A 25,192-nucleotide genomic window follows, 5' to 3' on the forward strand; every position below is an offset into this window, starting at 1 on the left:
ATCGGACCACGATCGGACGGCGCCCGCGCGGCGTCCATGCAGCGCGGCTAGCACCGCCGGCGCGGCGGCGCATCCATCCAAAGACGGAGCCGTTATCGCGGCGGCCGGTGTAGATTCGGGCGATCCGAACCTAGCGCACAAAGGAATGCCCGTGACGACTCCCGATCTCGATCTCGCCAACGCCCGCGCCGCCGCCGCGCCCTCCGCGCGGGCACGCGGCCCGGACGACACCGTGCGCACCGCCGGCCGCGTGCTCGTCGGCGTGCTGTTCCTGTGGGCCGGCATCGACAAGGTGCAGGGCTGGCCCGGCGCGCTGCAGGAAGTGGTGGCGGGCGGGCTGCCGGCGCCCGTGCTGACGCTGGCGCTGACGATCCTGCTGCAGGTGGCGGGCGGCGCCGCGATCGTCGCGGGCCGGCTATTGAAGCCCGCGTGCTGGGCGCTGGCCGCGTTCACGGCGCTTGCGACCGTGCTGTATCACGGCTTCTGGCACGCGACGGGCGCCGCACGCCACGCGCAACTGATTCCGTTCATGGAGCACGTGTGCATCGTCGGGGGCCTGCTGGTCGTGTCGACCTTGGCGCCGCGGCGCCGCTGATCAACCGCCGATCAGGCCGCGCCACACGACGCGGTTGCGCCCGTCCTGCTTGGCGCGGTACAGATGCTCGTCGGCCGCCTCGAACAATTCGGCCGCGCTTTCCGGCCCGTATCCGCCCAACGTCGCGCCCCCCACGCTGACCGTGAGCACGGGCGACACCTGCGACGCCGCGTGCGGCATTTCCAGCGCGGCGATGGCCGCGCACACGTCGTCGACCAGGTGGCGCGCCTGGACGCCGTCCGTATCCGGCATGAGGAGCACGAGTTCCTCGCCGCCGTAGCGCGCCGCCAGGTCGGCCGGGCGGCGCAGGCCTGCGGCCGTCGTGCGCGCGATGGCGCGCAGCGCGCGGTCGCCGGCAGGGTGGCCGTAGTAGTCGTTGTACTGCTTGAACGCGTCGATGTCGAGGAGGGCCAGCGACAGCGGCCAGCCGTTGCGCTGGGCGCGCTGCCATTCCTGCGCGTACATCTCGTCGAAGCGGCGCCGGTTCGCCAGTTCCGTCAGGCCGTCCACGTGCGCCAGCCGCTCCAGGATGCGGCGCTGGCGCACGAGCTGCAGGTGCAGCGCCACGCGCGCCATCACGACGGTGGCGTTGAACGGCTTGGTGATGTAGTCCGACGCGCCCAGCTTGAGGCCGATCGCCTCGTCTTCCGGCCGGGCCAGGCCCGAAATGAAGATGACCGAGATTTGTTCCAGCTGCGGGTCGGCGCGCAGGCGACGCAGCACTTCGTAGCCGTCCAGGTCGGGCATCATCACGTCGAGCAGGATCAGGTCGGGCGCGTGGCGCGCGGCCCGTTCCAGCGCCTGTTCGCCGTTCTTCGCGAGCAGCACCGTGTATTCCGGCTTGAGCAGCTCGGCCAGGACCTGGCGGTTGATCGGATCGTCGTCCGCGATCAGGACTTTTTGCGGTTCCACGTGGTTCATGATGCGGCCTCCGCCTGGGTGTCGACGGCCCGTTCGAGGACGTCGAGGTGGACCAGCGCGCGTTTGTACTCGATCTCGTCGACGGCGGCGCGGATGGCGGCCAGCGGTACCGCGTGGCGCGCGTCCGGCAGCGCCGCCTGCAGCTCGGCCAGCGCGTCCTCGGCGCGCGCGTCGTCCGTTTCCAGGAAGCCGCGCAGGCGCGCGAGCAGGGCGCCCGCATCGAGGCCGCTCACGGGCGGCGCCTGGGCGGCGTCGATGCGCGCGAGGCCGGACAGCACGCTGTCCAGCGCGACGATCAGGTCCGGCGCCAGCACGGACACCCGCTCCGCGCGGCCGCTGCGCAGGTCGTGCTCGAGCGTGTCCGCCAGCGAGGCCAGCTGGACGGCGCCGATGTAGGCGGCGCCCGATTTCAGGTTGTGCGCCAGCGACTGCAGCGGCGCGTAGTCGCCGTGCGCGAGCGCGTCGCGCATCAGCTGCGGCGCCGTCGCGTATTCCTGCAGGAAGCCGGCGACGCGGCGGCGCAGGCGCTGGTGCTGGCCGCCGGCGTTGGCCAGCGCGCGGCGCCAGTCCACGCCGCGCACGACGGGCAGCGCGGGCGTGGCGATCGCGAGCGCGGGCGCGGCCGCGGCCGCGGGCATCGGCGCGGGTGCGGGCACGGCGCGGCCTTCGAGACGGCGCGGATCGATCCACTTGACGAGGGTGCGCAGCAGCACGTCAGGGTCGATCGGCTTGACGACGTGGTCGTTCATGCCGGCCGCGAGGCTCCGTTCGCGGTCGCCGGCCATCGCGTGCGCCGTCATGGCGACGACGGGCAACGTGGCGCAGCCGGGCAGGGCGCGGATGGCGCGCGTGGCCGTGAAGCCGTCCATCTCGTGCATCTGGATGTCCATCAGCACGAGGTCGTAGTCGCCGCTCTGCGCCATGCGCACGGCTTCCTGGCCGCTGGCGGCGGCGTCCACGTGCATGCGCGCGAGCGCGAGGAAGTCCAGCGCCACTTCGCGGTTGTTGGCGTTGTCGTCAACGAGCAGGATGCGTGCGCCCGCGAGGCGGTCGGCGTCGGACTGGCGGCCGGCGGGCGTCTGGCTGCCCGCGCCGGTGGCGGGCGCCGCCAGGTCGGGGCGCAGCACCTGCAGCAGGCTGTCGTACAGCAGTGCGGGACCGACGGGCTTCGTGAGGAAGCCGGACAGCGGCAGGTCGCCTTCCTGTTGCAGCACGCCTTCGCGGGTGCACGCGCTGACCATCAGGATCGCGGGCGGCGCCGTGAAGCGCGCGTCGGCGCGGATGCGGCGGATCGTCTCGACGCCGTCCCAGCCCGGCATCATGTAGTCCATCAGCACGACCTGGTACGGCGCGTCTTCCGAGACGGCCTGCGCCAGCCGGGCCAGCGATTCCTCGCCCGAGGCGACGGCATCGGCCTGGATGCCGAAGCCGTCCAGCATCTCGACGAGCGCGTTGCGCGCACCGGGGCTGTCGTCCACGACCATCACGCGCATGCGCTGCAGCTGGCTGCCCGGCGCCGGCGCGGCTTCCGCGGCCGCGTCGGCGATGCCCAGCGGGACGGTGAAGGTGAAGCGGCTGCCCACGCCCGGCGTGCTCGTGACGGTGATCGTGCCGCCCATCAGCTCGACGAGCTGCTTCGAGATCGACAGGCCCAGGCCCGTGCCGCCGTATTTGCGGGTGATGGAATTGTCGGCCTGGGTGAACGACTGGAACAGGCGCGCCAGCTGGTCGGCGTCCATGCCGATGCCCGTGTCGCTGACGGAGAAGCGCAGCACGACGCGGCCCGCCGCGCGCTCGACGACGTCGACGGCGACGACGATCTCGCCGTCTTCCGTGAACTTGACGGCGTTGTTGGTCAGGTTGATCAGGACCTGGCCCAGGCGCAGCGGATCGCCCACGAGGCGGCCCGGCACGCCGCGCGGCACGCAGAACACGAGTTCGACGCGGCGTGCATCGGTCTTGATGGCGGCGAGGCTGGCCAGGTGCTCGAGCATGTCGTCGAGGTCGAACGGCACGACTTCGAGCGTCATGCGGCCGGCCTCGATCTTGGAGAAGTCGAGGATGTCGTTGATGATGCCCAGCAGGTGCTCGCCCGCGCCGAGGATCTTGCCGAGGTAGTTGCGCTGCTTCGGATTCGGGTCGGCCATCAGCGCCAGGCGGCTCATGCCGATGATGGCGTTCATCGGCGTGCGGATCTCGTGGCTCATGTTGGCCAGGAATTCCGATTTCATGCGGGTCGCGGCCTCGGCGCGCAGCATCGCGTCCTGGATGCTCTTCGTGCGCAGCCCCAGGATGCGCATGAACACGAGCATGTCGAACGTGCCGCCGAACTGCGTGGAATTCAGGGTCCAGTAGGTGGCGTCCAGGCCGCCCTTGATGACTTGCGCCTGGATCGCCGAGCTGACGAAGCTCGCGGCCCAGCCGACGAGGAAGTAGATGCCGACCGTGTCGCCGCGGCGCGCGCGGTTGAACGCGCCGGGAAGGCCCAGCAGCATCGGCATGATGCCCAGCGAGCCGATGATGGCGACGAGGGCGGCGTCGTGGATCAGGTCGAAGCCGAACGCGGTGGCCGCGAGCACGCACAGCACGGCGCCCGTGCGCATCAGGCGCGGGAACACGCGGTCGACGCCGGGCCGCGTCAGCGCCTCGCCGACGAACAGGTAGCCGCCGCAGGCCGTCATCAGGGAGATGATGCCGGTGGCGTGCACGGTAGCCCAGCCGCTCGCGCCCCACAGGTATTCGGCGCCGAGGCCCCACCACGCGATGTTGTACATGGCCAGGCCGCCGATCAGCAGCGCGTACTTGGCGAACAGGATCTCGCGCAGGTTGATCCATTGCGCGAGGCTGTACAGCAGGAGGCACAGGAACAGGCCCGTGAGGATGCCCTGCACGAGGCGGTCGTGCAGCGCGGCCTGGTAGAAAGCGCCCGGCTTCTCGAAGCCGATCGGCAGGATCTTCGGCCCGTTCGTCTCCACCCGCAGCAGGACGTCGTAGGACGCATCCGGCGCCAGGCGCAGGGCGAACGACGGCACCGGCCCGCCGAGGGCGTCGGGGCCGCGCGCGAGCGTCCGTTCCGAGCCGGCCAGCGCATGACGCTCGATGCGGCCGTCGCGCACGAGGTACAGGTCGACGCGGTTCAGCAGGCCGAAGTCGACCTTGAGCGCCCACGCGCCGTTCGCGTCCGGCGCCGTGCGCACGGGGATGCGCACCCAGACGACGCCTTTTTCCATGCCCAGGGTGGCGTAGGCCCCTTGCGGCGCGGCGAAGCGGTCGGGCGCGGCGGCGACGGTGGCGGCGTCGAGACGGCCGTCCGGGTCGCGCAGCAGGCTCACGGCCGGCCAGGCTTCGATGTGCGCCGTGGCGTCGTCCAGCATGAGCGGGCCGGGCGCGGCGCGCGCCATGCCGGCGAGGGACGACAGCGTGAACAGCAGCGCCAGTGCGAGCAGGCGTAGGCCGCGCGGGAACAGGGAAAAGGGTAGTGCGACCATCGTTTTATCCTTGACGGGCGGCGCGCGTGGGGCGTCCGGTGAAGCGGCGTTCGAGGGCATTCGCCCAGCGCGGCGCCTGGGCGTCATCCTGCCAGCGATGCACGGCGACGCCGACCTGGTGCAAGAGGCCGTCCGGCAGTTTCAGTGGGCGTGTTTCGTCCATCAGCAGCTTGGCGGTGAGGTTGTAACCGAGGATGCGCGTGACGAGGCGCGAGATCGAGAAGCCGCGGCACACGAGGCGCCCGGCGGCATCGATGGCGCGCACGAGGGAAAAGCCTAACACGAACAGGACGCGCGACGGCAGCGACACGTGGCTGTCCAGGCCCAGGTCGCGCGACGCGTCCTTGCCGATCAGGTGGCGCGTCAGCAGCACGGGGAAAGCTTTCAACGGGCGCGGCGGGATGTAGCGCTGCATCGTCGCGACGAGCGCGGCGGCCAGCGGCGGGCGCGGGTCCGGGTTGCGCGCCTGGCCGCGCGCGCGGGCCTGGATGTCGGCGAACATGCGCGCCGCGCCGTCCATCGTGTCCGTCATTTGCGCGGGCTCGATGCCGAGCACGTACCCGAGCACGTTCCAGGTGTGCAGGTATGCGGCTTCGTCCTCCTTCTCCAGGCCGAGCCCCAGGCGGCGCAGCCCCTGCAGGAACACGTAGTTGAAGGTCAGCAGCGTATAACCCAGTTCTTCCTGGTTGCACGGCAGGCCGACGCGGTCGACGTCCCAGCCGTGCGCATACAGTACCTGCGGCATCGTGCGGCCGTGCGCCAGCAGGCGGGGAACGCGGCGTGGCGCGACGAGGGCGTCGGCCACGTCGCCGCGCAGCACGAGGTGGCGGATCATTGCGTGGATCAGGCGCACCTTGATGGCCTGGGCCACGCCGCCGCCGGTGCGTTCCGTCAGGCCGCCGTGCATCATGACGGGGAAGATCATGGCGGCGGTGGCGCGCACGCGGTAGTCCGTGTGCTGTTCCAGCTCGCCGGCAGCGTGCAGCACGGCCGCGAGGTCGGGGATCACGTAGCACTGCGGCAGGCTGGCGCAGAACAGCAGCGTGCACGACACCATGCTCATTTCCATGAACAGCACTTCGGCCCGCGCGATGCGGTCGCGGTCGGCCCACTCGGGCAGTACGCGCGCCTTGGCGACGTAGTCCTCCAGCGCGGCGGCCATGTCGGGCGGCAGGCCGGGACTGGCGGTCCAGTCGTCCAGGTCGCCGTTCAGCTGCCAGCGCGCGATCTCCTGGTTCAGCAGCGCGATCGTGTCCGTGTCCGGTCCGCCGGGACGGCCGGGGCCGAGGATGCGCGCGATCGTGGAATCGGCCAGCGGGTCGGCATGCAGGGCCGGGTCGTCCGGCAGGCCCGGTTCGAGAGAGTCGCGTTTCATGCGGCCTCCTTGAATGCTTGCTGTCCGAGGTCCGCGGCGCCTGTGCGTGCGGCGCTTGCCGGACGGACCAGGATGCCGCGCCAGCGCAGCAGCCCGAGCGTGGCCGCCAGCAGCGGGAAGCCCATCGCGAACAGGGCGATCGTGCGTGCCTCGACGGGGTAGCCGAGCAGCACCTGGAACACCATCAGGCCCGCGTACACGGACAGCGGCACGAGCACGTGGCGCAGCGTCGCGCCCGCCGCCGCGGGGGCGCGCACGCGCGCGAGGCGGCGGAACGCGAACAGGATCGCGAATGCCACCGTCATCCAGCCGGCGAAGCCCTGCACCGTCTCGCCGAACCACCAGCCGTCCTTCTCCGTCATGATCCAGGCCTTCAGCACGTACACCATGTACGGGTCGACGCCCAGGTCGTAGCACGTGACGACCATCGCGCCCAGCAGCGCCATCAGGGCGTCGTGGCCCAGGGTCGCGGGCCCGTCGACGGGGTCCTGCCAGACGATCAGGTTGGCCACGACGTACCCGACATAGGCCAGGGCGAACCACATCATCGGGATCACGACGGGCACGTCGAGCAGGCGCGGTCCGAGCACGGGCGTGTACGTGTAGCTGCCGAAGAACCAGCCGTACGAGGACCCCAGCTGCTCGGCGAGCCAGCCGAAGGCCAGGGCGATGGCGACGAGGCGCGTCGAGGCGGCGCCGCCCAGCAGGTGGGCCGCGCTGGCCCAGCAGCAGCCGAACATCGCCAGCGAGCTGGCGACGAGGAGCACGGTGCTCTCGCCGCCGATGCGCCTGGCGAGGACGAGCAGGAACAGGGCGAGCAGGGTGGCGGCGGCGACGGGCAGGCGACGGTGCGGCGACGGGGTCATGACAGGCTCCAGTGGCACGGCTGACGATCAATGCGGCCGCCCGGTGGGACGGCCGCGCTCGGAATCAGAAGCGATAATCGAAGCGGACGTCGGCCGTGCGCGGTTCCGTCGGCACGGACAGACCCGAGGAACTGATCGCCATCGGCCGCACCTCGTTCTCGAGGTTGCGCACACGTGCGAGCACGCTCCAGCGCGCGCCGTCCGGCGTCCAGCCCACGTGCAGGTCGGACTCCGTGTGGCCGGGCACGCGGAACTTCAGGCCCGCCTGCGGCACGCCCAGCAGGTAGCTCGCGCTGGCATGGGTGCCGACACCGGCCGCCAGCTGGCCGCCCGTGAGGTAAAAGCGGTGCTCCCAGCCGAGGGCCAGCGTGCGCGCCGGCGTGCGGTCGAGCTTCACCCCGGACCACGAATGCACGCCGTCCGGTACGTAGCCGACGTAGTGGGCGTCGAGCAGCGTGAGGGCGTACGTGACCGTGTCGGCCCGCGTCGCGCGCACCTGGCCGTCCGCTTCCAGGCCGCGCACGGCGGCTTCGGCGGCGTTCGTCGTCTCGTAGCGTGGCCGGCCGTTCACGACGACTTCGTTGGACAGTTGCAGGTCGCGGTAGTCGTAGTGGAAGGCCGCGACGTTCAGGCTCGCGCGGCCGTCCCAGAACCGCGTCTTGACGCCGGCCTCGTAGGCGCGCACGGTCTCGGGGCGGTACGTGAGGCTGGCCGCGGGTAGCGCGGACGTCGGCAGGCAGCCGATGCCGTTGCGGGCGTCGCCGGCCACGCAGCCGTCGTTGAAGCCGCCGGCCTTGTAGCCGGTGGCGACCGAGCCGTAGACGAGCGTCGCGGGCGCCAGGTCGTAGTCGAGGCCCAGGCGCCACGTGGTCTTGTTCGTCGCGATGCGGCCCGCGTTCAGGTCGCGCAGGTCGGTGGCAGCGTTGAACGTGGCCGCGCGCTGGTAGCCGATGTAGCCGGTGCGCGACTTGTCGTCTTCCGTGTAGCGGGCGCCGGCGGTGGCGCGCAGGCCGTCCGTCAGGCGATACGTCGCCTGCCCGAACACGGCCTTGCTTTGCGAGCGTACGGGATCGTTGGCGAACACATAGTAGGGCGGCAGGCCGACGAGTTGCAGGTCGCGGAAATAATAGACGTCGCGCGTGCGCTCGCGGAACCAGTACACGCCGCCCTGGGCGGACAGCGGGCCGGTGCCGTTCGTCGCGAGGCGCAGTTCGTGCGAGTCCTGGTCGTGGCTGCCGTTGAACGGCTGGCGTACGCCCAGTGCGACGGTCGGCGCGACGCGGTAGTAGAAGTTGTAATTGTAGTCGTGGTCGAAGCTGCGGTGTGCGCCCAGCCACGACAGCGTGGCCGGACCCAGGTCCCAGTTCAGTTTCGCCGTCAGCGCGGACGTCTTCTTGTGCGAATAGCCTTGCTCGAACCGCGTGTTCGGCGGGTTGAAGCGGTAGGTGAGGCGCTTGTCGGTACTGTCGCCGTTCCACACGGGGTTGCCCGTCGCGATGCCGCTGTAGAAGTTCGAATCGGGTACCGTGCTGTCGTTGTTGCTGTTATCGCGGCTTGCCTCGTAGCGCAGGAGCACCGACGCGTTCTCGCTCAGGACCAGCTTCGCGGACAGGCGGGCGGCGCGGTCGGCGCGGTCCTGGCCCAGCGTGCGCGGCGTGTTCGAGCCGTTGCTCAGGTACGGGTCGTGTTCGTTCCACGTGGCGGCGGCGCGCAGCGCCAGCGCGGCATTCACGGGTACGTTGACCATCGCGCCGACCTTGCGCTCGCCCCAGTTGCCGAACGTGGCGTTGACGTCGCCTTCGAAGCGGTTCACGGGCGCCTTCGTGATCACGTTGACGACGCCGGCCGTCGTGTTGCGGCCGTACAGCGTCCCTTGCGGGCCGCGCAGCACTTCCACGCGGTCGACGTCGTACAGCGACACGTTCTGGCTCTGCGGCCGCGCGACGTAGACGCCGTCGACCATGAAGGCGGCCGACGGGTCGCCTTTTTCCGTGGGGTCCGCGTTCGACACGCCGCGGATCGTGATGCGCAGGCCGTCGTAGGAATTTTCCAGATAGGTGTTGGGCAGGCGCGCGGCGAGGGCGCCGGGCGTGTCGGCCCCGAGCGTGTCGAGGTCCGCCGCCGTGAGTACGGACAGCGCGACCGGCGTCTTCGATTCCGGTGCCGCCGTGCGCTGCGCCGTGACGATCACTTCCTGGACGGCGTTACCGTCCGCCTGCGCGCACGCGGACGCATGCAGCGCGCCGCACGCGATCGTCGATACCGACACGGCGAGCAGCTTAGGGTTCAACCGACCCCGCGTTGTTTTCATGAACTTCCCCAGTTTCTTTTAGTCGTTGCGTCGCCCGGTGCCGGGCGCCGCCTGCGTGGATTATCGAGAGGTGTTATTGCAGGCGGGTTAAACGGATGAGTCTAACAGGTAGTGCGAACGGGCAATAGTGTTGACGTACCACAAATTCATACAGAAATGGTTACAAGTCGTAGCATTTGAGCCACGATCGCGTTAAATATTTGTAAAGGTTGACTGAATTGCAGCGCCGCCGGCCCGATGGCCTGGCAGGAGGGAAACGCTGCCGCCGGGACCAGTGGCGGCAGCGGACTGCGATCAGGTCAGTGCGGCAGCCACGACGCGCCGTCGCATTGGTACGAGCCGACGACCTGGTTCAGCTGGGCGGCCGTCACCCAGTTGCCGGTGCCGCCCCAGTTGCAGGCGTACCAGCGATGGCTCTTGCACAGGAAGCGGCGGTCGCCCGTGCCGTTGTTCAGGCCGACCACGTTGTCGATGCCGCTGTAGCCGTCCGAGCAGCTGGACGTGAGAGGCTGCCACTGGGCGGCCGACGTGTCGCAGCGGAAGTCGCCGACGATCTGGCCCGACGTCGCGTTGATCGTCCAGGACGCCGAGGAATTCCAGCCGCAGCTGTACCATTGATGGCTCTTGCACAGGAAGCGCGAGTCGCCCGAGCCCTCGTTCAGGCCGACGACGTTCTCGAGACCCGGGTAGGCGTTGCTGCAGTCCGGCGTCGTCTCGCGGATCTGCAGCCAGTCGATGCCGACGCCGTCCGTCGCCATTTCGACCTTGATGTTGTAATAGCCGGGCACGGGCTGGAAGACGCCGATCGTCGTTTCCTGGAACGTCGTCGAGCTGCCCGTGTTCGGGATCGGCATCGTCCACGGGCCGTACGTCGTCGTCGGCTGGCTCAGGTTCGCCTGGGCGTCCGTCTGCAGGTCGTCCTGGCGTTCGAACGTCACCTTGACGGCGCGGCGGTCGAGCGGCGTGGCCGTCTTGACGCGGATTTCGAACGGTTTCGCCGGCAGCTTCACGCGCTTGAAGCCGAGCACCTCGCCCTGGTTCGTCCAGCCGACATAATAGCCGTGGCCGGGGAGACGGCCCACGTCGAGGTCGTCGTTGGAAAACGCGCCGCCCTGGTTCCCCGACAGATTGTTCCCCGTGCGGTAGTCCGAGCCTTCGGCCTGGAACGTGAATTCCGTCGGGTTCGGGTCGGCCCAGTCGCGCAGGCGATTGAGGTACTGGTTCGGGAAATCGTAGTCGACGCCGCTGCTGCGGTAGAAGCCCGCGCTTTCCGGCACGTTCGCGAAGCCTTCGATCAGGACGAACTTGGCGGCGCGCCCGTCGACCTGGCCGTAGGCGTCGGCCATGCCCTGCTTGAACGTGTCGCCGTGGTTGCGCAGCACTTCGCGGCAAGCGGTGCCGCAGCCGCGCTGGTAGTAGTACAGGATGTTGCCGGCGCTGTCCGTGCGGTACTGGTCACGGAAGCCGGGCGAGACGGTGCCCATCTTGGCGCCGTTCCAGGTGAAGAAGCCGGACGCCTTGCCGTTGGCCGGATCGGTCCAGCCGTAGGCCCCCTGCACGAGCGTCGTGTCGAGGCCGGGCACCTGCGTGGCCCAGTCGCGGTGCACGTAGATCGTCGGATAGACGCCGTAGCGGTTGTTGAAGAGCCAGCGGAGGTTGTTGAAGACGGCGTTCACTTGCGCCGTGTGGCTGCCGTCCACGTTCTTGAAGAAGCCGGCCGGCGCCCAGATGACGACGAGCGGACGGCCGTTCTCGTCGCGGTACCAGTATTGCGACGGGACCGTGTCGAAGAAGACCATCATGTTCCGGTCCCACATCAGCTTCAGCGTGTTGCCCAGGTCCGCGACGTCCACGGGCGCGCCGCCGTTGGCCGGCAGGTAAGCCGCCGTGTCGTCGAAGTAGCCGACGTGCAGCCCGCCCGCCGGAACCTGGTTGCGGGTGAGGGCCGCCGTCAGCTTGTCGAGTACGCGCGGACATGAGTTGCCGATGCCGCTGTATGGGTCGGGCGCGGGAACCTGTCCCGCTTGCGCCTGGAGTTCGGCGGTCGAATAGGTGCAGCCGCGCGACACCGGCAGCGCCACGTGCACGCGCGAATACTGGAGTTCCTCGATCAGGTTGTCCCACCACTCGGGCGAATTGCGGTCGTACGTGTTCTTCGGATGGTTCGCATCGAACAACCCGAACAGCGGCAGGTTCGAGCCGCCGGGCTGGAACCGGGGGCTGTTCTGGTCGTTTTCGATCCCGATGATGGTCCCCAGGATTGGCTTCGAATAATCCAGCGTTTGCGCCGTGGCGCCGGCCGCCGCGAACAAAGACAGCAATCCCAACAATAACGATCTTTTCATCGATGTGTCCTTTTTTGGAGGCGACGTGTGTCGGTATGGCACGCATGGGGAATGCGCGCAGCAAGCCACGGCGGCGGGCGAAACGTCCGCCGTCTGATTGACCCAGCCTGTGAGCTTAGCGAAGATTAAACTTTGGAAATGCGCAGATTGTCACATCCGGCGAATTTATTTGTTTCGTTTATGTGACGCTCTCAGCGGGGTTGCGTCAACAAATCCGCGCGCGGATAGCGCCAGCCCGGCACGGGTCGCGGGCACGGCGCCGCCGCGAGGGCAGCGTGGTCGATCGTGGAAAAATTGCGGCCGCCGGGCGGACTCCAGCGCGCGTCCGTCGCCGTCGTCGCGCCGATCGACGGCGCGCGGGCGAAGCGCATCCACGCGTTGAAGTGGCAATTGGTCGCCTGCAGGCCCCGCAGGCGGGCGAGGGCGTCGCGCTCGTCGCCCTGCCAAGCCACGCGCACGTCGGTGCCGACGGCCTGGCCGGCGATCGGCGCGGGGCAGTGGGCGACGGGCGTGATCGCGGGCGCGACGCTGAGCTGGCCGCGCCGCAGGTGGTAGTCGCCGTGCGCCGTGTCGACGGCCACCGTCACGAACGACCAGCACAGCGGATTCGCGGGATAGGCCGACAGTGCTGTGTCGAGCACGCGTTCGTGCGGATCGAGATGGGCGACGGCCGCCGCAGCGACGGCGCGCGCTTCGTGCAGCGCGGCGGCTTGCATGCCGACGAACGCGAGCGACGCGGCCAGCCCGGCGCCCAGCGCAGCGCGGCCGCGCTCGCCGCGCGGTCCGTCCACGCGGCGCGCGGTCCACGCCAGCAGCAGACCGAGGGCCAGCAGCCCGGCCAGCGAGCCCCATTGCAGGAACCCGGCCGCAGTCGTGCCGACGGACACGGCCGCCAGCAGCGCGAGCAGCAGCCCGCGCGCGACGTGCCCCCGCACGAGCGCGGCGAGCGGCACGCCGAACGCGATCCAGAACACGGGTTCGACGATGAACACGAGGTCGCCGTAATACCAGGACGGATCGATGGGCCAGAACGGGTGGACGCCGTAGACGTTGAGGCCATCCATCGAGATGTGCAGCACGGTGCCGGCAGCTGCCGTGACGACGGCCGCGCCGCGCGCACGGCCGCTCGTGCGCAGCAACCGGCGCGCCGCGGGCCACAGCAGCCACACGAGCGCCAGCAGCACGGCGATTTCGCCGCAAGCGCCCAGCAGCGTGTGCGTGTGGCCGCGGTGATGCAGCAGATAGCCCAGCGGCGGCGCCAGCAGGTGCGTGAGCACGAGGTCCAGGTCGGGGAAATTGCTCGCCAGGCAGCCGAGCACCAGCAGCAGGCGCATGCGGGCGCGCTGGTCGTCGGGAGAGGTTTCGGGGGCGACGCTGCGGTCGACCAGGGCGCCGATGCCGAGGCCGACGACCGAGTGGGTAATATTATCCATCGTGCAATCTTACCCAAGCCGCAAGGAAATGTGCGGGTCAGGCCAGCGCCAACGTGGCGACGTAACCGTCCGGCACGGCGAGCGGCAGGCAGCGGCAGGCGGCGAGTTCGACATCGAGATCCGCGCGCCACTCCGCCAGCGCGAGGCCGCGACACTTGAGGCGCGCTTCGCGCTCGCTCCATGCGCGCGCGAACGCGGCGGCGCGCGCGGGCGCGGGCACGCCCGCCAGCGCGGCCGCGCAGGCGGGGCCGAGGTAGTCGCGGGCGACGGCGTGCCAGTCCGGGGCGTTCGCCACGCGCATCACGTCGACGCCGACGCCGGCGCCGTCGAGGCGCAGCGCGGCCAGGGACACGTCGCCGTCATGGCTGATCGCGAGATCGATACGACGGCCGTCGTCGACGAGCGCATACGGCGCTTCGCCCGGCTCGCCGCCGAGCCGGATGCGCGCAGCCGGCAGCGCGAGCGTGTCCGCGAGTGCGGCCAGCAGGGCAGCGCGGATCGTGCGCCTGGCCGTCGCGCGGTCGGGCATGCCGCGCACGCCGACGACGTGCAGGGCCGCGGTGCCAGCGGGCGGCGCGATGAACGCGCCATCCGCCCACCAGCGGACGGGCACGGCCTCCATCACACCCGCTGCGGCGCCGCCGGCAAGCCGTTCCAGGCGGTGGCAGCGGGGATGTGTTCGCCCTTCATGACGAGGGTCAGCGGGCCGATGCGGGCGTTGTCGCCGACCTTCGCGCTGTACAGCACGGCGCTGCGCGGGCCGAGATAGACCTTGCTGCCGATGTCCACGTGGTCGATCTTCATCACGCGGTCTTCGAACAGGTGGGTCTGCGGGCACGACAGCGCATTGAGTTCGCTGTGGTCACCGATCGTCACGCAATCGAATTCCGTGATGTCCGTCGTGTCCATGTAGACGCCGCGCCCGATGCGGCAGCCGAGCAGGTTGAACGCGAGCGGCAGCCACGGCGTGCCGCGCAGGTAGCGCATGAAGTTCGGCACGGCGATGCCTTCGTACATGTTCGTCACGCCTTCCGACAGCCACACGAACGGCGTCCACATCGGCTCCGCGCGTTTTTTATAACGGCCCAGCAGCAGCCATTTGAACGCGAGCACGAACAGGTAGTTGCCGATGCCGTAGGCGAGGCTGATGAGCGCGAGGTCCCAGATCACCTCGCCCCAGCGGCCGGCGCCCGCGATGGGCATCAGGTCCAGTACGACCGTGTAGCCGACGGCGATGACGACGGCGTGCGGCGCGACGATGCGGAACGCCTCGACGAGCGCGCGGCCCAGGCGGCGTGCCGGCGACGGACGGTACGTCAGGTGTTCCGGATAGCCGCTCACCTGTTCGCGCGCGGGCAGGTGGATCGGCGGCGAGCCGAGCCACGTGTCGCCGCCCGTCATGCGCTCGTTGGCCGGCGCATGCGTGTGCACGCCCACGAGGACGCCTTCCGGCAGCACGGTGCCGTCCGGGATGTAGCTGCCGTTGCCCACGAAGCTGCGGTTCGAGACGACGGTCGCTTCCATCGTCATCCAGCCGCCGTCGATCTGCTCGTCGCCGAGCATGACGGCGTCGGCGATGAACGTCTCGTCGCCCAGCGTGAGCATGTCGGGGACGACGCCCAGCGCCGTCGAGATCTCCGCGTCGCGGCCCACTTTCGCGCCCAGCAGGCGGTACCAGAACGGCGCGAACACGGTCGCGTAGATGCCGTGCAGGACGTTCAAGCTCGATTCCTGGATATGGCTCACGAGCCACTTCTTGCAGTACGCGTTGCTGTGCACGGCCGAGCGTCCGGGCATCATGCGGGGCAGGAAGCCCCAGCGGATGGCGGCCGACACGAGCATCGTCAGCGCGATCAGGACGGCGGACGCGGGCAGCGCCAGCACGAAATAGCGCAGCAGCTGGCCCTGGATCGAGTTCTGCGCCAGGATCGGCATCGTGCCCCGTTCGTCGAACCAGTCGATCAGCACGAAGCTGGGGAACACGGGCATGAAAAAGAGCGTGGCGACGAGCAGCATGCCGAACATGAAGAACAGCGCTTCGCCGATCAGGCGTCCCCGCCCGACGACGGGACGCGGCGGCAACGTGGACGGATCGAACGCGCCGGTGTCGCGCGCGGGCGAGCCGCTCCACACGCGGCCGTCCGGCACGCTGGCGCCGTCCGGCAGCGCGGACTGGCCTTCCAGGTGGCCGCGCCGGCCCACGCGGGTATTCCCCTCGAGGATCGCATACGACGACACGCACGCGTCGTCGTCCAGCGCGATGGTGCCGAGGATCAGGCGGCCCCGCTCCACGCGCGCGTTCTCGAAGTTCGCGGCATTGCCGATGCTGACGTTGTCGCCGATGGCGAGCAGGTCGGGCGCGCGGATCGTCAGCGAACCGATCACGACGTCGTGCCCGACCTTCGCACCCAGCATCCGCAGATACCAGGTGTACAGCGACGAGCCGGCCAGCAGATACGTGGGCGCGGCCTCGACGAGCCGGTCGGACAGCCACCAGCGGAAATACGTCGCGCTCCACAGCGGATACACACCGGGTTTCAGGCGGCCCGCGACGAGCCACTTGCCGCCGATGGCGAACACGAATTCCAGCAGCGTGGCGAGCAGGAACACGGCGATCGACGCGGCGATGGCGCGCGGCACGGAATCGCCCGGGTCGCCCGTGAAGAAGTGGTACGTGAAGAACGGCGCCAGCCACTGTGCCATGCGCAGCGTGATCAGGACGGGTACGGTCGCCAGCTGGGCCACGCCGCACAGCCAGCGGCGCGTGTTGTCCGGCGGCGTCCAGTCGGGTTCGATGGCCGCGGTGCCGGCGGCCTGGTCGAGGCCGGAAGCGATCGCGCCGATCTGCCGGTGCTGGTAGATGTCGCGCACCGTCACGTGGGCGAAGCGCGGGTCGGTGCGCAGCGCCGTCGCGAGGCGGGCGGCGAAGAACGAATGGCCGCCGAGGTCGCTGAAGAAATCCAGCTCGCGCCGGATCGGCTGGCCCGGGAACAGCTTGCCCAGCGCCGCGAACAGCGCTTCCTCGCCGGGCGTTTCCGCCACGTCCGATTCGGCCGGATCGCTGGGGAGCGGGGCCGACAGGGCCATCGCCTTCAACGCCTTGCGGTCGATCTTGCCGGACGTGAGGCGCGGCATGATCGACAGCCGTTCGAAGCGGCTCGGCACCATGTACGGCGGCAGCTTGCCGGACAGCGCGCGGCGCAACGTGGCCGGCGACAACTGCTCGTCCGTCGCGCCGGCGGCCGGCACGAGGTAGGCGACGAGACGGTCGATGCCGTCGTCGCGGCGCAGCAGCACGGCCGTCGTGCCGACGCCGTCCTGCTGCGCGAGCTGGGCTTCGATCTCGCCCAGCTCCACGCGAAAGCCGCGGATCTTGACCTGGTCGTCCGTGCGGCCCAGGCACACGACCTGGCCGTCCGGCTCGATGCGGGCGAGGTCGCCGGTGCGGTACAGCCGCGGATCGTCGGGGCCGGAACGCCACGGGTTGGCCAGGAATTTCTCGGCCGTCAGGTCGGGACGGCCCAGATAGCCGGACGACAGGCCCGGCCCGATGATGCACAGCTCGCCCGTGTCGCCGCGCGGCAGGATCTGCAAGCCCTTGTCCGTCTCCGTGTGGATGACGAGCAGGCCGTAGTTCGGCAGCGGCGTGCCGATCGTGATCAGGCGGCCGGGCTCCAGCCGCGCGAGGCTGGCGGACACGGTCGCTTCCGTGGGGCCGTACGTGTTGAACATCTGGCGGCCCGGCTTCGCGAAGCGTTCCACGACCGTCTCCGGACACATCTCGCCGCCCAGGTTGATGATGCGCAGGCTCGGCACGTCGTCGGCGAACAGCGCCAGGAGTGTGGGCACGGCATGCAGCACGGTGACATGGTTTTCCGCCAGCAGGCGCGGCAGCGCTTCCGGATCGCCGGCCGTTTCCTTCGGCCCGATCCACAAGGTGGCGCCGACGAGGTAGGAAATCCAGATTTCCTCGAACGACATGTCGAACGCGACGGAAAAGCCCTGGTACACGCGGTCCGACGCTTTGACGCCCAGTACCTCGTTCTCGCTGCGCAGGAAGTGGCAGATGCTGCGCTGGTCGATGAGGATGCCTTTCGGCTTCCCGGTCGAGCCCGAGGTGTAGATGACGTAGGCGGGCGCGTCCCCGGCAACGTGGCCGCGTCGGCGCACCGTGTAGCCGTCGGGCGCGGGCGCGAGCAGGGTTTCCGCCGTGTGGATCGGCTGCGTCACCGGGCCCAGGCGGTCGCGCATGCGCTCGCTGCTGACGAGGGCAGGGGAGCCGGCGTCGTCCATGCAGACGAGGAGGCGCTCGACGGGGGTGTCCTCGTCGACGGGGAGCCAGGCGGCGCCCGCCTTGGCGATGGCGGCCTGCATGACGAGCAGGTCGATGCCGCGCGGCATCCAGAGGCCGACGATGTGGCCGGGCCGGATGCCGGCGTCGATCAGGCGCGATGCGGCAAGGCCGGCCTGCGCGTCGAGCTCGGCGTACGTGAGCTGGCGGTCGCCCGCGATGAGGGCCGGCTGGTCGGGCGCGCGGCGTGCGCTGGCCTCCAGCAGGTCGGCCAGGATTTCGTCGCGCAACAGCTCGGGCTGGTGCGGACCGTAGAGGACATCGGGGTGCCGTGTCAGAGAAGAAATATCGTTCATCAACGGCTACAGTTGGGGTTGGTGGTGAGGTTTATCAAGCAAGAACACGATGCTCATCAATGCAAATCTAACAATCCTGGCAGCCACATGCGCGCAGGGTACCTCATTGTAACGGCCGGGCGGCGCATCGTTTTTCTTTACCGGGTGGAGTACGGAGCGATCGCCCGCCCCGTGGCGGTAACGGCGATGAAAATGCTGCACTCGCACAATGCGCCGGTGCTCAGTCCTGGTGCATGAAGTGCCCATAAAAAATCATATTCCTGGCGCGGATGTCTGCTATTCAAACAATAAATTATCGTTGGGTTGTGCGATGCAATATATTTTAGTCGTAGCTGCAAACCTTTCGAACCTCTGCCTATTGGAGCGCATCATGAACGCCAAACTTCGCATCGCCGCTGTCGCTACCGCCCTGTCGCTGACCACGCTTGCCGCTCACGCCGCCGAGCCGGTCACCTCTTCGCGCTCCGCCCGCTGCGCCGCGCCTTACTACCCCGTTTCTTGGCAGGACGACGGCATCCAGGGCCGGGTCCGCGTGGCGGTGCTGGTCGGCGCCGACGGTTCCGTGCAGGACGCGAAGGTGGTGGAGTCGAGCGGCTATCGCGCTCTGGACAGGGCCTCGCTGCGTGCCGGCTACCATTGCACGTTCGCCGCGCCGAAAGCGGGCGACAGCGCCGCCGTGTGGACAACGGTGCAGTACAAGTGGGTCATGAACTGACGCAGGCAACGTGCGACGCCGGCATGTCGCATCAGCGCAGCCGGTCGAGCATTTTTGATCCACATCAAGGATAGCGCCACGCGTGATTTCATAAAATTTCCGTAGATCAATTATTCCTCCGGAAATCAGGGAGTCACGCGTGCGCACCAACCTGCCCGTCACGGGCATCGAATACCCATTGCGGGATGGCCAGTCCATCGTGTCGAAGACCGACACCAAAGGCCGCATCACCTACGTCAATCCCGCGTTCATCGAGGTCAGCGGCTTCACGGAAGCGGAGCTGACCGGCAAGGCCCACAACATCGTGCGCCACCCCGACATGCCGCCCGCGGCGTTCGCCGACATGTGGCAAACGCTGCAGGCAGGCGAGCCGTGGACGGGTCTCGTCAAGAATCGCCGCAAGAACGGCGATTTCTACTGGGTCACGGCGAACGTCGTACCGATCAGGGAAAACGGGACGACGGTCGGCTACATGTCGGTGCGTACCCGGCCCGCACGCGCCGACGTCGAACGGGCGGAGGCTCTCTACCGACGTATGCGCGAGGGCCGCGCGGACGGACTCGCCATCCGCCGCGGCGCCATCGTGCGCACCGCGTGGTGGGCGCGCCTGCTCGACCTGCGCCAGCTGCCGCTGGGCCGCCGGCTCGGGATCATGCTGGGTGCGCAGGCCGTGCTGATGCTGCTGCTGGCCGGCGCGGCGCAGGGCTGGGGCTGGCGCGTGGCGGCGCTCGCCGGTGCCGTGCTCACGCTCGTCGCCTGGGCGGAGCTGCAGCGCGCCATCGTGACGCCCATGCGCCGGGCGCTGGACGCCGTCCACGCACTGGCAGGCGGCGACCTGTCGCATCTTCCCGCGCCGGACCGCGACGACGAGATGGGCCGCCTGCTGCGCGCATTGCGCCAGCTGAACGTCAACCTGACGGCGATCGTGGGCGACGTGCGCGCGGGCGTCGTCTCGATCGAGGCGGCCACGCGCGACATCGCCGAGGGCAACGTGGACCTCGCGCGCCGCACGGAATCGCAGGCCGCGAGCCTGGCACAGACGGCAGCCAGCCTCGCGCACATCGCGGCGGCGGCGGGCCGGAACACGGACGGCGCGGAGCGCGCCGACGGCCTGGTGGGCGAGGCGTCGCGCGTGGCGGGGCGCGGCGGCGACGCCGTGGAGCAGGTGGGCAGCACGATGGGCCAGATCAGCGGGTCGGCCACGCGCATCGTGGACATCATCGGCCTGATCGACGGCATCGCCTTCCAGACCAACATCCTCGCGCTGAACGCCGCGGTGGAGGCGGCACGCGCGGGCGAGCAGGGCCGCGGCTTCGCCGTCGTGGCGGGCGAAGTGCGCAGCCTCGCGCAGCGCTCGGCCGGGGCGGCGAAGGAGATCAAGGCGCTGATCGAGGATTCCGTGCACAAGGTCGGGCAGGGCAACGAGCTCGTCGACGCGGCGGGGCAGACGATGCGCGCGGTCGTCGCGTCCGTGCGCGAAGCGGCGGCGATCATGGGCGACATCACGACGGCGTCGCGCGCGCAGAACGACGGCATTGCGGAAGTGAACGCGGCGCTGGCGCAGCTGGACGGCATCACGCGCGAGAACGCGGGCCTCGTCGAGGAATCGGCCACGGCGTCGGCCAGCGTGGCGGAGCAGGTGGGGCATCTGGGGCAGGTGCTGTCCGTATTCAAGCTGGCACGCTGATGTCCGTAGTCCGTAGCGTGGGCACCCCGCGCCCACGCGTGACGCATGCACGACGCGAACGCCCGCGTGGGCAAGGGTTGCCCACCCTACCGCACTGCGCACAGCGCGCCACATAACAGGACCGGCTCGGCGGTTTTTGATGCAAGTCAAGGATTTTGCGAAGCCGCCTCAATAGACTCGCCGCATATGGTACTAGCCGCCGGCCAGGAGTTTTCAAGATGTTCGATGCAGTCCCCGCAACCGCTTCCGCCACCGGCGAATCCACGGTCGAGTTCGACGCGGACCTGATCGCCCGGCTGAGCCGCAACGGTCCGCGTTACACGTCGTACCCGACGGCGGACCGGTTCACGGAATCGTTCGGCTACCGCGATTTGCTGCGCGCCGTGGCCGACCTGCGCACGCGCGGCACCGGCAAGCCGTTGTCGCTGTACGTGCACATCCCGTTCTGCGCCACGGTCTGCTACTACTGCGCCTGCAACAAGATCGTCACGAAGGATCGCCAGAAAGCGGCGACGTATCTCGCCTACCTGAAGCGCGAGATCGAGATGCAGGGCCGCCTGTTCGCCGGCATCAACGACGTCGAGCAGCTGCACCTGGGCGGCGGTACCCCGACGTACCTGTCCGACGGGCAGATGGACGACCTGATGGCGCAACTGCACCGGTGCTTCCGCTTTGCGCCCGACGCCGACGGCGAATACTCGATCGAGGTCGACCCGCGCACCGTGTCCGTCGAGCGCGTGCACAGCCTGCGGCGCCAGGGTTTCAACCGCATCAGCCTGGGCGTGCAGGACTTCGACGTGGACGTGCAGCGGGCCGTCAATCGCATCCAGCCGGAGGCGGAGACGCTGGCCGTCATCGCCGCCGCGCGCGCCGCGGGTTTCCGCTCCGTCAGCATCGACCTGATCTACGGCCTGCCGAAGCAGACGCTGGACACGATGCGCGCGACACTGGACAAGGTCGTCGCCGCCGCGCCCGACCGCATCGCCGTCTATCACTACGCGCACCTGCCGCACCTGTTCAAGCCGCAGCGCCGCATCGATGAAGGGGCCATGCCCGACAGCGCCACGAAGCTCGCCATGCTCCAGCTGTGCATCGAGCGCCTGACGGCCGCGGGCTATGTCTACATCGGCATGGACCATTTCGCGCGCCCCGAGGACGACATCGCCGCGGCGCTGCGCCAGGGCCGACTGCACCGCAACTTCCAGGGCTATTCGACGCACGCGGACACGGACCTCGTCGCGTGCGGCGTGTCCGCCATCAGCGCCGTCGGCGCCACGTACAGCCAGAACGTCAGGACGCTCGACGCCTACTACGGTGCGCTCGACCGCAACGAGCTGCCGGTGGCGCGCGGCGTGCGGCTGTCGATGGACGACGCACTGCGCCGCAGCGTGATCCAGAAGCTGATGTGCCAGTTCGAGCTGTCGATGGAAGCGATCGAACTCGCGTTCCCCATCGTGTTCCGCACGTATTTCGCGGCCGAACTGGCGCAGCTGGCCGAGTTGGAGCGCGACGGGCTCGTGGAAGTGGGCGACGACTGGATCACCGTCACGCCGAAGGGGCGCCTGTTGATCCGCAACGTGTGCATGGTGTTCGATCGCTACCTTGCGGCGCCGGCCGCGCGCGGCACGGCCGCGCATTCGAAGACGGTGTGACGGCATGAACCTCGTCGCCCTCGTTCCCGTGTTCGTCGTCGGCCTGCTGGGCAGCGTCCATTGCGCCGGCATGTGCGGCGGGATCGTCGGCGCGCTGTCGGTGGCGCCGTCGGTCGGCCGCGTCGTGCCCGTGAAGGTCGCGGCCGCGCGCGCGCCGCTCGCCAACGTCCTCGCGTACAACACGGGCCGGATCGGCAGCTACGTGCTTGCGGGCGCGCTGGCCGGCGGCCTCGCGCAGGGGGCGCACGCGCTCACGCGGCTGCCCGCGCTGCAGGCCGGCGCCTACTGGCTCGCGAACCTGATGCTGGCCGCGCTCGGCCTGTACCTGATGGATGCGTGGCGCGGCCTCGCGCGGCTGGAGCGGGGAGGACAGGTCGTGTGGCGCGGCGTGAAGCCGCTGCTGCGCACGATCGGGCCGCTGGACGGGCCGGGCCGCATGCTCGCCGCGGGTGCCGTGTGGGGCTGGCTGCCGTGCGGGATGGTCTACAGCGTCCTCGTCACCGCGATGCTGAGCGGCGGCGTCGCCAGCGGCGCGCTCGTGATGCTGGCGTTCGGGCTCGGCACCTTGCCCATGCTGCTGGGCCTGGGCCTCGCGGGCGCGCGCCTGCGGGGTGCGCTCGCGCGCCCGCGCGTGCGGCACGCGTGCGGGGCCCTCGTGCTGGGCTTCGGCCTGCTGGGCCTCGCGCGCGCGGCCGACGGCCTGCCGCACGGCTGGGTGCAAGACCTGTGCCTCGCGCCGGGGGCGCACGCATGACCGCCGCCTGCGTCGACGCCGCCGCCTGCTACCACTGCGGCCATCCCGCGCCGGAGTCGAGTCGCTGGTCGGCCGTCGTGGACGGCGCGGCGCGCGCCATGTGCTGCCCCGGCTGCGCCGCGGCCGCCGAGGCGATCGCGGACGCCGGCCTGTCCGGTTACTACGGCCAGCGTACGGCGTTCGCTGCGCCGGCCGCCGCCGATGCCGATGCCGACCTCGGCCGGCTGCGCGCCTACGACGACGCGGTCGATGCCGGCGACGCCGTGTTCACCGTCGAAGGCATCCGCTGCGCCGCGTGCGTGTGGCTGATCGAACGGCGCGTGGCCGCGCTGGCCGGCGTGACGGAAGCGCTGCTGAACGTGGCGACCGAGCGCCTGCGCGTGCGCTGGGACCCGGCCGCGTGCCGTGCGAGCGACATCCTGGCCGCGCTGCGCACGATCGGCTACACGGCGTATCCCCTCGACGCGCAGCGCCAGGCGGCCCGCCTCGACCGCGAGCGCAAGACCTTGTTCCGCCGCCTGTTCGTGGCGGGCCTGTCGATGATGCAGGTGATGATGTATGCGTTCCCCGTCTACCTGGCGACTGAGGGCACGATGGACGCGGACATGCGCGCGCTGATGAACTGGTCGGCGCTGCTCCTCACCGTGCCGGCCGTCGGCTATGCCGCGTGGCCGTTCCTCGTTGGCGCGTGGGGCGACGTGCGCCGTGGCGTCGCGGGCATGGACGTGCCGGTTGCAATGGGCATCGTCGTCGCATTCGGCGCCAGCGCGGCGGCCGTCGTGCGCGGCCAGGGCGAGGTGTACTTCGATTCGATCACGATGTTCGTGTTCCTGCTGCTGGGCAGCCGCTACCTCGAACTGGACGCGAGACGGCGCGCCGCCCGCGCGCTCGACGGCCTGCAGCGCGCGACCCCGGCGACGGCATTGCGCATGGCCGACTGGCCGTCCGCGCGCGCGACGGACCTCGTCGCCGCGGAGCATCTCGTGCCGGGCGACGTGGTGCTCGTCGCACCGGGCGAGGCGGTGCCGGCCGACGGCCACATCCTCGAAGGCGACACGGAGATCGACCTGGCTTTGCTGACGGGCGAAAGCCGCACGCGCGGCATGGGCCCGGGCGACGCGCTGCCCGGCGGCGCCGTCAACGTCGCGCAGGCGATCGTCGTGCGCATGACGAGCGGCGCGCGCGACAGCACCCTGGCGCTGCTCGTGCGCCTCGTCGAGCGGGCCGGCCAGAACAAGCCGGCGCTGGCGTTGTGGGCCGACCGCGTCGGCGCATGGTTCGTGCTCGCGCTGCTGGCGCTGACGGGGATCGTGTTCGCCGGCTGGCAGGTCGTCGATCCGGCGCGCGCCTGGCCGGCGGCGATCGCCGTGCTCGTCGTGTCGTGCCCGTGCGCGCTGTCGCTGGCGACGCCGACGGCGCTGGCCGCCGCCACCGACCGCCTGCTGCGGCGGGGCGCGCTTGCCGTCAAGCCGCACGTGCTGGAAACGCTGGGGCGCGCGACGCACGTCGTGTTCGACAAGACGGGCACGCTGACCGACGGCCACCCGACGCTGAGCAGCACGACGACGTTCGGCGGCGCGAGCCCGCGCATGGCGCTGCAGCTCGCGGCCGCGCTGGAGGCGGGCAGCGCGCACCCGCTGGCCCGGGCCATCCGCGATGCGGCCGGCCCTCCGCTGCTGTCGGCAGGCTCGCGGCACCACACGCTCGGGCAGGGCGTCGAAGGCGAGATCGGCGGCCGCCGCTACCGGCTCGGCAACGCCTCGTTCGTCGCGGCCATCGCGGGCGGCGCTGCGCCTTCCGGGCCGGCCGGTGGTGCGACCGTGGTCTGGCTCGGCAGCGCCATGGGCTGGACGGCGCGCTTCGACCTCGTCGACGCATTGCGTCCCGAGGCGCGCGCCATCGTGGCGGGGTTGCGCGCGTCCGGCAAGACGGCGCTGCTGCTGTCCGGCGATGACGACGGGCCCGTTCGCGAGGCCGCCGCGCAGCTCGGCATCGACCACGCGCTCGGCAACCAGCGGCCCGAGGACAAGCTGAGCGTCGTACGCGCCCTGCAGGCGGAAGGTGCCGTCGTGGCGATGGTGGGCGATGGCATCAACGACGCGGCCGTGCTGTCGGGCGCGGACGTGTCGTTCGCGATGGGGCGGGGCGCGCAGCTTGCGCAGTTGCACGCGGATTGCGTCCTGCTGGGCGACGGCCTCGCACCGCTGGCAGCCGCGCTGGACACGGCGGCATCCACGTTGCGCGTGATCCGCCAGAACCTGGGCTGGGCCATGCTGTACAACGCGACCGCGATCCCGGCGGCCGCGAGCGGCTTGCTGAATCCGTGGCTGTCGGGGGCGGGCATGGCGGCCAGCTCGGCGCTGGTCGTGCTCAACGCGCTGCGGCTGCGGCGCTGAGGAGAAG

15 protein-coding genes are annotated in these 25,192 nt (G+C 70.1%); 6 read left to right on the plus strand and 9 right to left on the minus strand.

Annotated elements, in window-relative coordinates; translation table 11 throughout:
- Positions 1-151: 151 nt before the first annotated feature.
- A complete protein-coding gene (locus HAV22_RS15935) occupies positions 152-595 on the plus strand; it encodes a DoxX family protein (protein ID WP_166860216.1) in 444 nt (147 codons plus the stop codon).
- Here HAV22_RS15935 and HAV22_RS15940 read toward each other — a convergent pair whose 3' ends face one another.
- The 9 genes from HAV22_RS15940 to HAV22_RS15980 all read right to left on the minus strand — a co-directional run bounded on the left by HAV22_RS15940 (position 596) and on the right by HAV22_RS15980 (position 17,981).
- Entirely contained in the window at positions 596-1,516 is a 921-nt protein-coding gene (locus tag HAV22_RS15940; RefSeq protein WP_166860217.1) for a diguanylate cyclase, read from the minus strand.
- Positions 1,513-5,004 carry a hybrid sensor histidine kinase/response regulator gene (locus tag HAV22_RS15945; RefSeq protein WP_166860219.1) on the minus strand — a complete coding sequence of 1,164 codons (3,492 nt, stop codon included), beginning with the start codon at positions 5,002-5,004 and terminating at the stop codon, positions 1,513-1,515. The genes HAV22_RS15940 and HAV22_RS15945 overlap by 4 nt, the downstream gene beginning before the upstream one ends.
- Positions 5,005-5,008: 4 nt before the next feature.
- Positions 5,009-6,379, minus strand: coding sequence for an oxygenase MpaB family protein (locus HAV22_RS15950; protein WP_166860221.1), 1,371 nt, complete (start codon positions 6,377-6,379; stop codon positions 5,009-5,011).
- Positions 6,376-7,245, minus strand: coding sequence for a carotenoid biosynthesis protein (locus tag HAV22_RS15955; protein WP_166860223.1), 870 nt, complete (start codon positions 7,243-7,245; stop codon positions 6,376-6,378). The genes HAV22_RS15950 and HAV22_RS15955 overlap by 4 nt, the downstream gene beginning before the upstream one ends.
- Before the next feature lie 64 nt (positions 7,246-7,309).
- Positions 7,310-9,535, minus strand: coding sequence for a TonB-dependent receptor (locus HAV22_RS15960; protein WP_229421268.1), 2,226 nt, complete (start codon positions 9,533-9,535; stop codon positions 7,310-7,312).
- Positions 9,536-9,855: 320 nt separating this feature from the next.
- The gene (locus tag HAV22_RS15965) at positions 9,856-11,901 is read right to left on the minus strand and encodes a DUF5010 domain-containing protein (RefSeq protein WP_166860227.1); all 2,046 of its coding nucleotides are present in this window, start codon (positions 11,899-11,901) and stop codon (positions 9,856-9,858) included.
- 191 nt (positions 11,902-12,092) lie between these two features.
- Positions 12,093-13,334, minus strand: a complete 1,242-nt coding sequence (locus tag HAV22_RS15970; protein ID WP_166860229.1) for a metal-dependent hydrolase — start codon at positions 13,332-13,334, stop codon at positions 12,093-12,095.
- 37 nt (positions 13,335-13,371) lie between these two features.
- The gene (locus tag HAV22_RS15975; protein ID WP_166860231.1) at positions 13,372-13,956 is read right to left on the minus strand and encodes a 4'-phosphopantetheinyl transferase superfamily protein; all 585 of its coding nucleotides are present in this window, start codon (positions 13,954-13,956) and stop codon (positions 13,372-13,374) included.
- Positions 13,956-17,981: a Pls/PosA family non-ribosomal peptide synthetase gene (locus HAV22_RS15980; protein WP_166860233.1), complete on the minus strand. Its 4,026-nt coding sequence runs from the start codon at positions 17,979-17,981 to the stop codon at positions 13,956-13,958. The genes HAV22_RS15975 and HAV22_RS15980 overlap by 1 nt, the downstream gene beginning before the upstream one ends.
- Positions 17,982-18,351: 370 nt before the next feature.
- Between HAV22_RS15980 and HAV22_RS15985 the strand changes: the two genes are divergently transcribed.
- The 5 genes from HAV22_RS15985 (at position 18,352) to HAV22_RS16005 (ending at position 25,185) form a co-directional block, all read left to right on the plus strand.
- The gene (locus HAV22_RS15985) at positions 18,352-18,696 is read left to right on the plus strand and encodes an energy transducer TonB (RefSeq protein ID WP_166860234.1); all 345 of its coding nucleotides are present in this window, start codon (positions 18,352-18,354) and stop codon (positions 18,694-18,696) included.
- A gap of 139 nt (positions 18,697-18,835) precedes the next feature.
- The gene (locus tag HAV22_RS15990) at positions 18,836-20,383 is read left to right on the plus strand and encodes a methyl-accepting chemotaxis protein (RefSeq protein ID WP_166860235.1); all 1,548 of its coding nucleotides are present in this window, start codon (positions 18,836-18,838) and stop codon (positions 20,381-20,383) included.
- Positions 20,384-20,601: 218 nt separating this feature from the next.
- Positions 20,602-22,035: an oxygen-independent coproporphyrinogen III oxidase gene (gene hemN, locus HAV22_RS15995; protein ID WP_166860236.1), complete on the plus strand. Its 1,434-nt coding sequence runs from the start codon at positions 20,602-20,604 to the stop codon at positions 22,033-22,035.
- Between the two features lie 4 nt (positions 22,036-22,039).
- Positions 22,040-22,789 carry a sulfite exporter TauE/SafE family protein gene (locus HAV22_RS16000; RefSeq protein WP_166860237.1) on the plus strand — a complete coding sequence of 250 codons (750 nt, stop codon included), beginning with the start codon at positions 22,040-22,042 and terminating at the stop codon, positions 22,787-22,789.
- Entirely contained in the window at positions 22,786-25,185 is a 2,400-nt protein-coding gene (locus HAV22_RS16005) for a heavy metal translocating P-type ATPase (protein WP_166860238.1), read from the plus strand. The genes HAV22_RS16000 and HAV22_RS16005 overlap by 4 nt, the downstream gene beginning before the upstream one ends.
- The last annotated feature ends 7 nt before the right edge of the window (positions 25,186-25,192 follow it).

The organism is Telluria antibiotica (assembly GCF_011682055.1).
GTDB classification, from domain to species: domain Bacteria; phylum Pseudomonadota; class Gammaproteobacteria; order Burkholderiales; family Burkholderiaceae_D; genus Telluria; species Telluria antibiotica.